This is a genomic window from Paraburkholderia piptadeniae (assembly GCF_900007165.1).
In the GTDB taxonomy this organism is placed as follows: domain Bacteria; phylum Pseudomonadota; class Gammaproteobacteria; order Burkholderiales; family Burkholderiaceae; genus Paraburkholderia; species Paraburkholderia piptadeniae.
This window is the reverse complement of the sequence record NZ_CYGY02000042.1, coordinates 118,779-132,716: the sequence shown is the minus strand read 5'-3', so window position 1 is coordinate 132,716 and position 13,938 is coordinate 118,779. Positions and strand designations below refer to the sequence as shown.

The window sequence follows — 13,938 nt, the reverse complement described above, 5'->3', positions numbered from 1 at the left end:
AGAAAGGGAGGAACTTCGGATTAGACGGATCAACGGACTTCAGGCCGTGGCCCGCGCACCTTGCGTGTCTGCGGATTGCCGCGTATCGCCCGCGACGAGCGGATACACGATTCCCGCGATCACGGCGCCGACGATGGGCGCGACCCAGAAGAGCCACAACTGGTCGACGGCAGCGCCGCCGACGAAGAGCGCCGGACCCGTCGAGCGCGCCGGATTCACCGACGTATTGGTGACGGGAATCGAGATCAGGTGAATCAGCGTCAGGCACAAGCCGATCGCGATAGGCGCGAAGCCGGCGGGCGCACGCTTGTCGGTGGAGCCGAGAATCACGAACAGGAAAAATGCCGTCATCACCGTTTCGCAGACGAATGCAGCCGGCATCGCATAGTGGCCCGGCGAGCGCTCACCGTAGCCGTTGGTCGCGAAACCGCTGGAGACCAGATGGAAGTCCGCGTTGCCCGAAGCGATGACCGACAGCACGTAGGCGCCGAGCACAGCGCCGATCACCTGCGCGACGACGTAAGGTACGAGGTCGCGCGCCGGGAAGCGCCCAGCGACGGTCAGCCCGACGCTCACCGCAGGATTCAGATGACAACCGGAAATATGGCCAATGGCATAAGCCATCGTCAGAACGTTCAGACCGAACGCGAGCGACACGCCCACGAAACCGATGCCGAGGCCATGAACAGGACCTGCGAAATTTGCCGCGAGGACGGCGCTTCCGCAGCCACCGAGAACGAGCCAAAAGGTACCGAACAGCTCCGCCGCAAGGCGCTTGAAAAGATTCATCGTGTGCAATCCTAATAAGTACGTGGAAATTCAAGGATGTGAAGCGCGCTTCAGGCGCTTGCGAGCGGAAATTTTAAGCAACGTTGCGGAAATGGAGTGTCAAGAATTGTCATTCACGAACGCGGAATTATTTCGTGATAAAGCGCGGGCTCTTTGAACGATTCAACCGGATTTAATAAATTACTCAGACGAAAACTTTTGATAGACGCATTCATCTCCATTGCGAAATTCGTTTGCACGGGCTAATCTCCGTGCTAACCACTTTAGAAAAAAGAGGGGAGCCCAAATGTCGCAATACGCAGATCTCAAGGCGCAAATCGCTCGCTTGCAGGCAGAAGCCGACGAAGCGCGCCGTCATGAAGTCGGCAATGTGATTGCCGAAATCCGCCAGAAAATCGCGGAATACGGACTGAGCGCCAATGACCTTGGTTTTGTGGAGGCGGCCCGCCGCGGACGCCCGCCCAAGAAGACGCCGCTGCCCGCCAAGTATCAGGACCCGAAGTCGGGGAGCACGTGGAGCGGTCGGGGAAAACCGCCCAAATGGATTGCCGGCAAAAACCGTGAGCGCTTTCTGATCAGCGAGGCGTAATCAGTCAGACGATGAAAGCCGCCTGAAGGTGATCAGGCTGTATGCGCCACGCGCGGATTCGCTAAATGTGCGTAAAGGCGTCCAGGCACGAGGACACACTGATTACGTTAAAACGCATTTAAGAAAGCGTTTCCACTGCCGGTCGAGTTTGGACCGATTGCAATAAAAAAGCCGCCCGGTGAGGCGGCTTTTTTCTGGAAGCGATTCAAATGGAAGGCTTGAACGGTCGCGCAAACGATTGACGTGAAGAATTTACGTGTCCATTACGCCTTCCGGCACAGTTGACCGATGACGATCAGCCCACCGCCACGCGACGCAGCATCGGGCGGCGCGTTGCTTCGAGGAGCGCCGTGTAGCTGTCGACGTAGTTCTGCGCCATGATCTTCGAGCTGAAGCGGCGTTCGAACTGCGAGCGGATCTCACTGCGAGACAGTTCGTCGATCCGCTGCAGCGCTGCCACGGCACCCTGCACGTCCTCGCAGATGAAACCCGTCACGCCGTGGTCGATCACCTCGGGCACCGAGCCGCGGTTGAACGCGATCACGGGCGTGCCGCACGCCATCGACTCGATCATCACGAGGCCGAACGGCTCCGACCAGTCGATCGGGAACAGCAGCGCCTTCGCGCCCGACAGGAACTCCGGCTTCTGCGCCTCGTTGATTTCGCCGATGAATTCAACGTGCGCCTGCGACAGCAGCGGCTCGATTTCCGTCTTGAAGTATTCCTGATCGACCTTGTCCACCTTGGCGGCGATCTTCAGCGGCAAACCGCTTTGTGCAGCGATCTTGATGGCTGTATCGACGCGCTTTTCCGGACAGATGCGGCCAAGGAACGCCAGGTATTCCGGCTTCTTGTGGCTTTGCGGCGTGAGCAGTTGGTCCGGCAGGCCGTGGTAGATCGTGTTGAGCCAGTTCGCCTGCTGCAGCGGCAGACGCTGCGAATCCGAAATCGAGACCACGGGCGCGTCCGTGAACGTGTCGAACACCGGTTGCAGTTCCGGCAGATCCAGACGGCCGTGCAGCGTCGTCACGAACGGCGTGTCCAGCGTCGCAAAGAGCGGGAACGGCAGATAGTCGAGGTGAAAGTGCAGCACGTCGAACTCGTGCGCGATCTTGCGCACCCGCTCGAGCAGCAGCATGTGCGGGGCGAGCGCGTCGCGGATCGTCGGGTCCAGACGCAGCGCGCGCGGCCACGCGGCTTCGAGCTTCGCGGACGTCATCGAATCGCCGCTCGCGAAAAGTGTCACATCGTGACCCAGATCGACCAGCGCTTCGGTCAGATACGACACGACGCGTTCTGTGCCGCCATAGAGTTTCGGTGGGACAGCTTCATACAACGGCGCGATTTGTGCGATTCGCATGCGTGATCTCCTTGTGCAGAGGGCTTCGCGCGGCGCTGCCTGGCGTATGGCAAAAGCGGAAGCCTGTCGGACGGTTGGGCGCGGTGTGCCGCCGCCCGTGGCAGGAAGCCCAATCGGGTTATCCCTAGTGCCATTATCGGGATCGGGCGCGCCAATTCGAGCTATTTTTCAAACACTTAACGTTGTTACAGCGCGAAACATGATGCGTAATAAGTGTACGGATGCTACCGGAATGCTCGCCGTGACCGGCATCCAGACAATATCCCCCGCACTTTGCGCCAGATGGCGCAGCAAGTTGCGCCATGCTTTCGTCCGACGTAATTGTGCATTGCCGAACGTATTGGCGCGAAATTGCTTGGTTGGCTTCCAGATATGAGCGCATAATCCGCTTCCCAATCTTTTTGCACGCACTTGCGTGCAGGCGGCCGGCGCTTTCAATGCGCTTTTATGCCGCTTCAGATTCCGCGTCGAAAATTTGTAGGAAAAAGACCTACAGAAATCCTGGATTTTTCCGTCAACCAATTGAGGCGGATGTCCGATTCCCATCGGCTGGCCCTTTCGAGAAAATGCATGCTGACCATAAGCGTGCCGTTCGCATTTTTTTAACGCGAGCGAGCAAACGTTTTACATAGGCCTGACCAGCCAGATCGAACCGGGGGATTCATGAGCGCTCAAAGCGACATGCTCAATGAAATTAGGGAAGTGAACTTGTCGTATCTGCTGCTTGCCCAGCGCCTGCTGCGCGAAGACAAGCCAATGGGCATGTTCCGCATGGGCATCTCGGAGCAGCTTGCCGACGTGCTCGCCAATCTGTCGCTCGCGCAGACCGTCAAACTGGCTGCGTCGAACCAGCTGCTGTGCCGCTTCCGCTTCGACGATCACCAGATCCTCTCGTCGCTTGCCGACAAGGGCAAAGCGAGCGTCGTCGCCCAGGCGCATTCCGCAATCCTGATGGCTGGACAGCCTGTCGAGCAGATCGGCTGACGCCGGCCGGCGCGCACGCGCCGCAGACACGCAGACAGACGCAATCCTACGCGCGCCGGCGACGGCGCTCTTTCACCGTTCCCGCCGGAGCGCGCAGCATCGCGCGCCGAAAAGGCGAAACGGGCCACGGACGCGGGAAGCGAGGCGGATGGCACAAAAAAGCGTGGTGCTCGAAGTCAGGGAGATCACCCTGGCGATTGAACTGATCGAACTCGGCGCGCGCCTGCAGTTGCTCGAAGCGGAAACGACGCTGTCGCGCGACCGGCTTACCAGGCTGTACAAGGAAGTGAAAGGCGAGTCGCCGCCCAAGGGCATGCTGCCGTTCTCGACGGACTGGTTCATGACGTGGCAGCCGAACATACACTCTTCGCTGTTCTACAACGTCTACCGGTTCATGTCGCAGCGAGGCGGCTGCGAGACGATCCATTCGATCGTCAAGGCGTACCGCCTGTATCTCGAACACGTGCGGCTGCACCTCGACGAACCGGTGCTCAGTCTCACCCGTGCATGGACGCTGGTGCGCTTCTTCGACTCCGGCATGCTGCGGACGATGCCCTGCACCCGCTGCCGCGGGCATTTTGTCGCGCACACGCACGACCCGTATCGAGACTTCGTATGCGGGCTGTGCGCGCCGCCGTCGCGCGCCGGCAAGACCCGCAAAGCCGCTGACGCCCACGGCGGCGGAACGCAAGCGCCCGTCGGCAAGCTGTCCGGCGTGGCTGCGGAAGCCCTGCCGGGCGGTGCCGAGGCGTCCCGGTGAGCGCGCGCCGAGCGGCATGATTTGCATGCGTGGCGGCTGATTTGCACGCGCTTGCGCGTCCTCTGGTTAACACCGCCCCGCCCCGGAATTCAATCCGCCAAAGTTTTCCAATCGTTTGCCGTAAACCTGAATAACGACGGTCTCCGTCGATTTTCGTGAGGGCTCGGCAGTGCTGATTTTCGTGGGAACACTCGTTACGCTGTTGTCCGTCTTCGGCGGGTACGCGCTGGAGGGCGGCCACCTGGGCGCGCTCTTGCAGCCCGTCGAAGTGCTGATGATCGCTGGAGCGGGTCTCGGCGCGTTCATCCTCGGCAACGGGATGAAGACGATCAAGGCTACGTTGCGCGTGATTCCAACGCTGTTCAAGGGCGCCAAGTACAACAAGGACGTCTACATGGAGCTGATGGCGCTCCTTTACGTCCTGCTGGCGAAGGCGCGCAAGGAGGGCACGCTCACGCTCGAAGCGGATATCGACGATCCGCAGAAGAGCCCGATTTTCACGCAGTACCCGAAGATCCTGGCGGACCATCACATCGTCGAATTCCTGACGGACTATCTGCGCCTGATGGTCGGCGGCAACATGAACGCGTTCGAGATCGAAAGCCTGATGGACGAAGAGATCGAAACGCATCACGCCGAAGGCGAGGCGCCCGCGCACGCGCTGATGAAGGTCGGCGACGCGATGCCCGCATTCGGTATCGTCGCGGCCGTGATGGGCGTCGTGCACACGATGGCCTCCGCCGACAAGCCGCCCGCTGTGCTCGGCGAAATGATCGCGCAGGCGCTGGTCGGCACGTTCCTCGGCATTCTGCTTTCGTATGGCCTCATCAGTCCCCTCGCGAGCGTCGCCGAGCAGCGCGTCAAGGAGTCGACCAAGATGTTCCAGTGCATCAAGGTCACGATCCTCGCGAGTCTGAACGGCTACGCGCCAGCCATCGCCGTCGAATTCGGCCGCAAGGTGCTGTTCTCGACCGAACGCCCGTCGTTCGCCGAGCTGGAAGAACACGTGCGCCGCGTGAAGGCGAAGTAACGGCGGACACGGGCGAGGAATCGGGCGATGAGCAAGGACAAGGACCGCGCAATCGTTGTTAAACGCGGTGCGCCGAAGAGAAGCGGCCATCACGGCGGCGCGTGGAAGCTCGCATATGCGGACTTCATGACCGCGATGATGGCCTTCTTTCTGCTGATGTGGCTGCTCAGCTCGGCATCGACGGTGCAGCTGAAGGGCATCGCCGACTACTTCAATCAGCCGCTGAAGATCACGCTGTGGGGCGGCGACCGCAGCGCCGTCGATTCGAGCATGATGAAAGCGAGTGGCCGCGACATTTCGACCGACAAGGACGGCATCACGCGTCAGAGCGACGGCTCGACGAACCGCGCCGAGCACACGGCGATGCGCGCCGACGACCAGGCGCTGCAGCAGTTGCAGGGCGCCGTCGAGCGCCACGAACAGGTGCGCCTGCACGACCTGCAGGTGAAGCTGATGGCCGCGATCGAAGCGAACCCCGTGCTGCGCCAGTTCAAGCAGCAGATTCGCATCGACTCGACGCTGCAAGGCTTGCGCATCGAGATCGTCGATACGCAAAAGCGCCCGATGTTCGCGACCGCGCAGGCCGTCGTCCAGCCGTACATGCGCGACATTCTGCGAGCGATCGGCAACACGCTGAACGACGTGCCGAACCGCATCGTCGTGCAGGGCCACACCGACGCCGTACCGTATGCGGGCGGCGACAAGGGCTATAGCAACTGGGAGCTGTCCGCGGACCGCGCGAACGCATCGCGCCGCGAGCTGATCGCGGGCGGCATGGACGAGACCAAGGTGTTGCGCGTACTCGGCCTCGCGTCGACGCAGAACCTGAACAAGGCCGATCCGCTCGATCCGGAGAACCGGCGCATCAGCATCATCGTCCTGAACAAGCGGTCGGAAGAAGCAATGATGCACGACGACACGTCGTCGACCACCTTGTCGAACGACGCGGCCGGCGCCGGCAAGCCGCTGCTGCAAAAGATCACGCAGCCCGCTCCGCAATCCGGGCCGCAACCCGGGTCACAACCGGCCTTGCGATCCGGCGTGAACGGAGCGAAACCCAGCTCGCAATCCGCTTCGCCGCCGCCGTCGCCTCAGGCCGCGGCGCCTGACGCGAAGGAGAACAGCGCGGTCGAAGCGAGCGTGGCCGAGCAAAGCGTGGCCGACAAGGGCGCGGCGCCTGGAACGGCGACGCAATGACAGACAGCGGATCGCGGACGCGTCCCGGACGGCGCGGCCGCGATCCATCGTGAGCGCAGTGAGGATGCAATGATCAGGCACATTCTGGCAATCGACGATTCGGCAGCGATGCGGCAAATCCTTGCCGCGACGCTGACGGGTGCCGGCTATCAGGTGACGCTCGCGGCCGACGGCGACGAAGGGCTCGAAAACGCGCTGGCAATGCCGTTCGATCTCGTGCTGACCGATCAGCACATGCCGGGTAGAACAGGCCTCGACCTGATCGCCGCGCTGCGTGGCAATCCCACTTATCGCACGACACCGATCCTCGTCCTGACGACGGAATCCGGCGAGCCGTTCAAGGCTGCGGCACGCGACGCGGGTGCGACAGGCTGGATCGAAAAGCCGCTCGACCCCGACACGCTCACCGAACTGGTTGCGGCGCTCGGCTGAGCGCGGCGGCGGGCAGGCGGCAAACGACAAATGGAAGTGGCATAGCAAGCCAGACAGGACTTTCGCGGTGACACAGGCATGACACTCGACATCACTCAGTTCTATCAGACGTTCTTCGACGAAGCGGACGAACTGCTCGCGCAGATGGAGCAACTGCTCCTGAATCTGAACGTCGGCCAGCCCGATCCCGAGGATCTGGCGGCCATCTTCCGTGCGGCCCACTCGATCAAGGGAGGCGCGGCGACGTTCGGCTTCACGGCGCTGACCGAGACGACGCACATTCTCGAATCGCTGCTGGACCGCGCGCGCAACAACGAGCTCGTGCTGCGCAAGGACATGATCGACACGTTCCTCGAAACGAAGGACGTGCTCTCGGGACAGCTCGCCGATTACCGCGCGAGCGCCGAGCCGGATGCGGCCGTAGCGGCCGCGATCTGCGCGAAGCTCGAAAGGCTGAACGCGGAAAACCGTGGGGAGGCGCCCGCGCAAGCCGCTGCACCGGCACCGGCGGGAGCGCCCGCCGCACCGGCCGTCCCGCAACCGGCCGCGAACGGACATGCGCCGGAACACGTGGTCGAACAGGCAGTACAAGCCGCAGGCGAATGGGCAGGCAACGAACCGGCAAAGACCGGCGCTGCGCCATCCGATGCGGCCGCAGGACCCCATCTGAAAATTACGCTACGGGGCGTTGGGGAAAAGGACCAGGCACTCCTGACCGAAGAGTTGGGCAACCTGGGCCGAATCGTCGGGCAGGTGAAGACAGGCGGCGACATCACGCTGTGGCTGGAATCCGATGTGTCGTCCGACGACATTGTCGCCGTGTGCTGTTTCGTGATCGACGAAAGTCAGATCGAAATCGGTCGCGGCACGGCGCCGGCCAACGACGCGGAACAGGACGCGCCTCACGCGCCCGAAGCCGCGCCGGTTGCGCAGGCATCTGCGGGGGGCATGGCGAGCGGCGGCGCGGGGGCGCCTGCCGCGGTCGTGCAGCCGGCGGTTTCGGCAGCGGCGGCGCCTGCCGTGGCTGCGCAGCCCGCCGCTCAGCCCGCTGTTCAGCCGGCTATGGAGCAGGCCGTTCAGCCTGCAGCAGCCGCAATCGTGACACCCGCCGCGGAGGCGCCGCAGCCGGCAGCGGCCGCAACGAAGGCTGCGCACGCATCCGCCGAGGGCGATCGCAAGGCGCGTCCGGCGGCCGCCGCGAATGCGGGCGAAGGCAGCTCGATCCGCGTGGGCGTCGAGAAGGTCGACCAGCTGATCAACCTCGTTGGCGAACTGGTGATCACGCAGGCGATGCTCGCCGAAACGACCAGCACGTTCGACCCGGCGCTGCACGACCGTCTCTTCAACGGCATGGCGCAACTGGAGCGCAACGCACGCGATCTCCAGGAAGCGGTGATGTCGATCCGCATGATGCCGATGGACTACGTCTTCAGCCGCTTCCCGCGCCTCGTGCGCGATCTGGCGTCGAAGCTCGGTAAGCAGGTCGAACTCGTCACCTTCGGTCAGGCGACCGAACTCGACAAGAGCCTGATCGAGCGCATCATCGATCCGCTCACGCACCTCGTGCGCAACAGCCTCGACCACGGCATCGAAACGGTCGAAGCGCGCAAGGCCGCGGGCAAGGATTCGACGGGCCAACTCGTGCTGTCGGCGGCGCATCACGGCGGCAACATCGTGATCGAAGTGAGCGACGACGGCGCGGGCCTGCGCCGCGACAAGATTCTCGCGAAGGCGGTCAAGCAGGGCATGGCCGTCAGCGACACGATGACCGACGAAGAAGTCTGGAACCTGATCTTCCTGCCGGGTTTCTCGACGGCCGAGCAGGTGACGGACGTGTCGGGCCGCGGCGTCGGCATGGACGTGGTGAAGCGCAACATCCAGGCGATGGGCGGCCACGTCGAAATCACGTCGCACGCGGGCAAGGGCAGCACGACGCGCATCGTGTTGCCGCTCACGCTGGCGATTCTCGACGGCATGTCCGTGAAGGTAGGCAGCGAGATTTTCATTCTGCCGCTGAACTTCGTGATGGAGTCGCTGCAGCCGCGCGCCGACGACATCTATACAGTCGCGAACGGCGAGCGCGTCGTGCGCGTGCGCGGCGAATATCTGCCGCTCGTCGCGCTGCACGAAGTGTTCTCGGTCGACGACGCGCGCACCGATCCGACACAGGGCATCGTCACCATCATGCAGACGGAAGGACGCCGGTTCGCGATGCTGATCGACGAACTGGTCGGCCAGCAGCAGGTGGTGGTGAAGAACCTCGAAACGAATTACCGCAAGGTGCACGGCATTTCCGCAGCGACCATTCTCGGCGACGGCAGCGTCGCGCTGATCGTGGACGTGGCGGCACTCAATCGCGAATCGCGGGCATCGCACGGCGCGTCGCTCGCGTTCGCCTGATATTCAACTCATCCCAACTGTTTGGGGGCTAACGTGGCAGAAGTCCAATCCATCAATTCGAGCGGCGTGGCCGGCTCGAACGGCCGCCGCGACGCGCAGGCCGACGCGGGCGGTCAGGAGTTCCTGATCTTCACGCTCGGCGCCGAAGAGTACGGCATCGACATCCTGAAGGTGCAGGAAATCCGCGGCTATGAAAGCGTGACGCGCATCGCGAACGCGCCGGATTTCATCAAGGGCGTGATCAATCTGCGCGGCATCATCGTGCCGATCGTCGACATGCGCATCAAGTTTCACCTCGGCCGCGTCGAGTACGACCATCAGACCGTCGTGATCATTCTGAACGTCGCGGGCCGCGTGGTCGGCATGGTCGTGGACGGCGTCTCCGACGTGCTGACGCTCGCCAACGACCAGATCATGCCCGCGCCGGAGTTCGGCGCGACGCTGACGGCGGAATATCTGACGGGCCTCGGCACCGTCGACGGTCGCATGCTGATCCTGATGGACATCGAGAAGCTGATGACCAGCCGGGAAATGGCGTTGATGGAAACGCTCGGCTAGTCACACGGGCTGAAGGAACGCTGCAAGAACGACAGCTATGCATGGGACCAGAGGAAGCCGCTAAAGCGCCAACTCTGGTTGACAGCCATGCATGGGGACCGGAGCAAGCGCTACAGCGCTACCACCTCCGGTACAGCAAAATCAGGGAGCAGAAAATGCTGAGCAGATGGTCGATCCGGACGACGCTGACGGTCGTGGGGATCATTCTCGTTGCGCTGACAGTGATCGTCGGGGCGCTTGGACTCACAGCACTGAGCCACTCGGGCGAAGCGCTGGACAGCATGGCGGACGGCGACATCGTGGCGATCCGTACGCTGAACGATTCGTCGTCGTACCTGCTGCGCGCGCGCGTCACGTTCGACCGCGTCAACGCGCTGACGGCGGCCGGCGAGATCGAGCAATCGAAGCAGGCCATCGACCGTGCGGCCGTTCTGCTCGGCAAATCGAACGAAAACTGGCAGGCGTTCCTGAACACCCCGAAGAAGGGCATCGATCAATCACTGGTCGACACCCTGGTCGCGAAGCGCGCGTCGCTGATAAACGACGGCGTAACGCCCGAGCTGACCGCACTGCGCGCAAGCGACCTGTCCGGCTATCACGCGATCGCCGACACGAAGATCAGCCCCTTGTTCGTCGCGTTTGACGACGCAGCCAGCCCGATGGTCAAGGCATTGCAGGCGCACGCCGAGCAGCAGCAGACGAGCGCCAGCGAGCAGATCGCGACGATGCGCGCGCTGATCATCGGCGTCGTGGTGCTCGCGGTGGTGCTGGTGATCGCGATCCGCTTCGCGCTGCGCGGCATGATCGTGCAGCCGCTGAACGACGCGATCGCGTGCTTCGAGCGCATCTCGAAGGGCGACCTCACGCAGCAGGTGAACACGTCGGGCACCAACGAAATCGGCCGCCTCTTCCGGGCAGTCGGTCAGATGCAGGAAAGCCTTTCAACGATGCTCAAGTCGATGCACGCGAGCGTCGAGTCGATCGACACGGGCGCGCGCGAGATCTCGATGGGCAACACCGACCTGTCGCAGCGCACGGAACAGCAGGCGGCCTCGCTGCAGGAAACGGCATCGAGCATGGAGCAGCTGACGGGCACCGTGCGCCAGAACGCCGAAAACGCGCGCCAGGCGAGCCAGCTTGCCGTGAACGCGTCGGACATCGCGACGCGCGGCGGCGAAGTGGTGAGCCAGGTGGTCAGCACGATGCAGGACATCGCGACCAGCTCGAACAAGGTCGTCGACATCATCAGCGTGATCGAAGGCATCGCGTTCCAGACGAACATTCTCGCGCTGAACGCGGCCGTCGAAGCGGCGCGCGCGGGTGAGCAGGGCCGCGGCTTCGCGGTCGTCGCGGGCGAAGTGCGCAGCCTCGCGCAACGCAGCGCGAGCGCGGCGAAGGAAATCAAGGAGCTGATCGGCGACTCCGCCGACAAGGTGCAAAGCGGCTCGGCGCTCGTCGGCCGCGCGGGCACGACGATGGACGAAATCGTGCAGGCCGTGCGCCGCGTGACGGACATCATGGGCGAGATCAGCGCGGCATCGGAAGAGCAATCGGGCGGCATCGAGCAGGTCAACCGCGCCGTCGTGCAGATGGATGCAGTGACGCAGCAGAACGCGGCGCTTGTCGAACAGGCGGCGGCAGCGGCGGCGTCGCTCGAAGAGCAGACGCGCTCGTTGCAGACGGCAATCGGGCACTGGCACGTGAATGGCGCGCAAGTGGTGCGCGCGGCGGCTACGCCGTCCGTGAACGCAGCGAAGAGCCGTGTGAAGGCGGCCGTCGCGCATGCGGCGAAGCCTGCTCAGGCCGCCGTCGCGAAGACGGAAGCGGCAGCGCCCGCACCCGCGCGCGTCGAACCGGCCGTCAGAAAGACATCCTTGACGCCGGCGGAACCCGCCACGCGTCAGACGGCGAAAGCAGCTTCCACGTCGGACGCCGATTGGGAAACGTTCTGACGAACGACACATGGATCGGTTAGATTGCCGGCACACGCAGTGCCGGCGACAACGCAGGCAACATTGAACGCAACAGCGGCAAGAGCAGGATCGATGGGCGGTGCGGCGCTCGCTGTGGCAGACGGAAAACATCATGATGGCAACGCGCGCGCGAGCACGCCCTGAACGGGCAGAGCCGGCGAAACCCGGCGAACAGGCTCGCGATTTCGAATTCACGTCGGCGGATTTCGCCCGCATTCGTGAGCTGATTCACCGCAGCGCGGGCATTTCGCTGTCGGATCACAAGCGCGACATGGCGTATAGCCGGCTCGCGCGGCGTCTGCGCGCGCGCGGGATCGACTCGTTTCGCCAATATCTCGACCTCCTCGAATCGGACAACGACCCCGCCGAGTGGGAAGCGTTCACGAATGCGCTCACGACGAACCTCACCGCGTTCTTTCGCGAAGCCCATCACTTTCCGATTCTCGCCGACTTCGTCGCGCGCCGTCCGGGGCCCGTGTCGGTCTGGTGCTCGGCGGCATCGACGGGCGAGGAGCCGTATTCGATCGCGATGACGCTGATCGAAGCGCTCGGCGAGCAGGCCGCGCGCCAGGCGAGCGTGCTCGCGACCGACATCGACACGCAGGTGCTCGCCAAAGGCGAGGCGGGCATGTACCAGTTCGACCAGGTCAAGCACCTGTCGCAGGAGCGGCTCAAGCGCTTCTTCCTGAAGGGCACGGGCGCGCATGCGGGCATGGTGAAGGTGCGTCCCGAGCTGCGCGCGATGATCCGCTTCGAGCAACTGAATCTGACTGAGCGCGACTACAGGCTGAACACGCAGTTCGACGCGATCTTCTGCCGCAATGTGATGATCTATTTCGACAAGCCGACGCAAGGGCACGTGCTCTCGCGCTTCGAGCCGCTCGTGAAGCCGGGCGGCCTGCTGTTCGCCGGCCACTCGGAGAACTTCACGTATGTCACGCAGGCGTTCCGTCTGCGCGGGCAAACTGTCTACGAACTGACCCGCGATGCGGGCGCGGCGCGCACGGCTCATCGTGCGGCGAGCCACGGCGCGACGAGCGGGGTGCCCGCATGAGCAGCACCCTGCCGATCGCAACGAATCTCTATTTCGACAATCACTTCAAGCGCCCGGGCGTCAAGCTGCTGCCGAACGAGTTCTACACGACGAACCAGGACATGGTGCTCGTCACGGTGCTCGGCTCGTGCGTGGCGGCCTGCATCCAGGATCGCACGGCGGGGATCGGCGGGATGAATCACTTCATGCTGCCCGACGACGGCGCCGATGTCGCGCAGGCCGCTTCCGACTCGATGCGCTACGGCGCCTACGCGATGGAAGTGCTGATCAACGAGCTGATCAAGGCGGGCGGCCGCCGCGAGCGTTTCGAGGCGAAGGTGTTCGGTGGCGCGGCCGTGCTCGCGGGCATGACGACGATGAATATCGGCGACCGCAACTCCGAATTCGTGCGCCGTTATCTCGCGCTCGAAAAGATTCCCATCGTCGCCGAAGACCTGGAAGGCAACCATCCGCGCAAAGTCGCGTTCATGCCGCGCACGGGCCAGGTGATGGTCAAGAAGCTGCGTCTGCAACAGGAAGCAGGCGTTGCGGAACGCGAGCAGGCACTCGCGCGGCAAACGACCGAAGCGCGCGCCGAGCGGCTCGCGCAGGCGCGTGCGCGCGTCGAGTTGTTCGCGGCGCCCGCTGCCGGCAAGCCGCGCATCGAGCTGTTCGGCGCGAACGCATCGACGGGGGCAAATCCGGTGACAAGCCCGAATGCGGGCACGGGCGCGGCACGTCCCGCCGGCGCGAAGCCGCGCATCGAATTATTCGGCGCGTCCGCGCGCCCGACTCAATCAAACAACGCCAGGACAGTAGAGGAGGCGTGAGCG

14 protein-coding genes are annotated in these 13,938 nt (G+C 63.5%); 11 read left to right on the top strand and 3 right to left on the bottom strand.

The window, feature by feature from the left end; genetic code table 11:
* Positions 1-39 precede the first annotated feature (39 nt).
* Positions 40-789, bottom strand: a complete 750-nt coding sequence (gene aqpZ, locus BN2476_RS22285) for an aquaporin Z (protein ID WP_087736344.1) — start codon at positions 787-789, stop codon at positions 40-42.
* A 286-nt stretch (positions 790-1,075) separates the two neighbouring features.
* Here aqpZ and BN2476_RS22280 point away from each other — a divergent pair, with 286 nt between their 5' ends.
* Entirely contained in the window at positions 1,076-1,378 is a 303-nt protein-coding gene (locus BN2476_RS22280; protein WP_087736328.1) for an H-NS histone family protein, read from the top strand.
* A 295-nt stretch (positions 1,379-1,673) separates the two neighbouring features.
* Here the strand turns inward: BN2476_RS22280 and BN2476_RS22275 are convergent, their stop codons facing one another.
* Entirely contained in the window at positions 1,674-2,738 is a 1,065-nt protein-coding gene (locus BN2476_RS22275; RefSeq protein WP_087736327.1) for a glycosyltransferase family 4 protein, read from the bottom strand.
* Between the two features lie 168 nt (positions 2,739-2,906).
* On the bottom strand, positions 2,907-3,284 hold the full coding sequence (locus BN2476_RS45635; protein WP_143811021.1) for a hypothetical protein: 378 nt from the start codon (positions 3,282-3,284) through the stop codon (positions 2,907-2,909).
* A gap of 117 nt (positions 3,285-3,401) precedes the next feature.
* Between BN2476_RS45635 and flhD the strand changes: the two genes are divergently transcribed.
* The 10 genes from flhD to cheD all read left to right on the top strand — a co-directional run bounded on the left by flhD (position 3,402) and on the right by cheD (position 13,935).
* Positions 3,402-3,722, top strand: a complete 321-nt coding sequence (gene flhD, locus BN2476_RS22270) for a flagellar transcriptional regulator FlhD (RefSeq protein WP_087736326.1) — start codon at positions 3,402-3,404, stop codon at positions 3,720-3,722.
* A gap of 148 nt (positions 3,723-3,870) precedes the next feature.
* Positions 3,871-4,482: a flagellar transcriptional regulator FlhC gene (gene flhC / locus BN2476_RS22265; protein ID WP_087736325.1), complete on the top strand. Its 612-nt coding sequence runs from the start codon at positions 3,871-3,873 to the stop codon at positions 4,480-4,482.
* A gap of 169 nt (positions 4,483-4,651) precedes the next feature.
* Positions 4,652-5,512 (top strand): flagellar motor stator protein MotA, encoded by an 861-nt coding sequence (gene motA / locus BN2476_RS22260; RefSeq protein ID WP_087736324.1) that lies wholly within the window; start codon positions 4,652-4,654, stop codon positions 5,510-5,512.
* Between the two features lie 27 nt (positions 5,513-5,539).
* Positions 5,540-6,709, top strand: a complete 1,170-nt coding sequence (gene motB / locus BN2476_RS22255) for a flagellar motor protein MotB (protein WP_087736323.1) — start codon at positions 5,540-5,542, stop codon at positions 6,707-6,709.
* A 69-nt stretch (positions 6,710-6,778) separates the two neighbouring features.
* The gene (locus BN2476_RS22250; RefSeq protein WP_087736322.1) at positions 6,779-7,141 is read left to right on the top strand and encodes a response regulator; all 363 of its coding nucleotides are present in this window, start codon (positions 6,779-6,781) and stop codon (positions 7,139-7,141) included.
* 78 nt (positions 7,142-7,219) lie between these two features.
* On the top strand, positions 7,220-9,541 hold the full coding sequence (gene cheA, locus BN2476_RS22245; protein ID WP_087736321.1) for a chemotaxis protein CheA: 2,322 nt from the start codon (positions 7,220-7,222) through the stop codon (positions 9,539-9,541).
* 33 nt (positions 9,542-9,574) lie between these two features.
* Positions 9,575-10,099 (top strand): chemotaxis protein CheW, encoded by a 525-nt coding sequence (locus BN2476_RS22240; RefSeq protein WP_087736320.1) that lies wholly within the window; start codon positions 9,575-9,577, stop codon positions 10,097-10,099.
* A 155-nt stretch (positions 10,100-10,254) separates the two neighbouring features.
* Positions 10,255-12,051, top strand: a complete 1,797-nt coding sequence (locus BN2476_RS22235) for a methyl-accepting chemotaxis protein (protein ID WP_087736319.1) — start codon at positions 10,255-10,257, stop codon at positions 12,049-12,051.
* Positions 12,052-12,184: 133 nt separating this feature from the next.
* The gene (locus tag BN2476_RS22230; RefSeq protein ID WP_087736343.1) at positions 12,185-13,126 is read left to right on the top strand and encodes a CheR family methyltransferase; all 942 of its coding nucleotides are present in this window, start codon (positions 12,185-12,187) and stop codon (positions 13,124-13,126) included.
* Complete coding sequence (gene cheD, locus BN2476_RS22225) at positions 13,123-13,935, top strand: chemoreceptor glutamine deamidase CheD (RefSeq protein ID WP_087736318.1); 813 nt, start codon at positions 13,123-13,125, stop codon at positions 13,933-13,935. The genes BN2476_RS22230 and cheD overlap by 4 nt, the downstream gene beginning before the upstream one ends.
* Positions 13,936-13,938: the final 3 nt, after the last annotated feature.

Bases quoted from the DNA above. Each gene is read 5' to 3' on its own strand.
- aqpZ (WP_087736344.1), bottom strand. From the start codon at position 789: ATGAATCTTTTCAAGCGCCTTGCGGCGGAGCTGTTCGGTACCTTTTGG.
- BN2476_RS22280 (WP_087736328.1), top strand. From the start codon at position 1,076: ATGTCGCAATACGCAGATCTCAAGGCGCAAATCGCTCGCTTGCAGGCA.
- BN2476_RS22275 (WP_087736327.1), bottom strand. From the start codon at position 2,738: ATGCGAATCGCACAAATCGCGCCGTTGTATGAAGCTGTCCCACCGAAA.
- BN2476_RS45635 (WP_143811021.1), bottom strand. From the start codon at position 3,284: ATGGGAATCGGACATCCGCCTCAATTGGTTGACGGAAAAATCCAGGAT.
- flhD (WP_087736326.1), top strand. From the start codon at position 3,402: ATGAGCGCTCAAAGCGACATGCTCAATGAAATTAGGGAAGTGAACTTG.
- flhC (WP_087736325.1), top strand. From the start codon at position 3,871: ATGGCACAAAAAAGCGTGGTGCTCGAAGTCAGGGAGATCACCCTGGCG.
- motB (WP_087736323.1), top strand. From the start codon at position 5,540: ATGAGCAAGGACAAGGACCGCGCAATCGTTGTTAAACGCGGTGCGCCG.
- BN2476_RS22250 (WP_087736322.1), top strand. From the start codon at position 6,779: ATGATCAGGCACATTCTGGCAATCGACGATTCGGCAGCGATGCGGCAA.
- cheA (WP_087736321.1), top strand. From the start codon at position 7,220: ATGACACTCGACATCACTCAGTTCTATCAGACGTTCTTCGACGAAGCG.
- BN2476_RS22235 (WP_087736319.1), top strand. From the start codon at position 10,255: ATGCTGAGCAGATGGTCGATCCGGACGACGCTGACGGTCGTGGGGATC.
- BN2476_RS22230 (WP_087736343.1), top strand. From the start codon at position 12,185: ATGATGGCAACGCGCGCGCGAGCACGCCCTGAACGGGCAGAGCCGGCG.
- cheD (WP_087736318.1), top strand. From the start codon at position 13,123: ATGAGCAGCACCCTGCCGATCGCAACGAATCTCTATTTCGACAATCAC.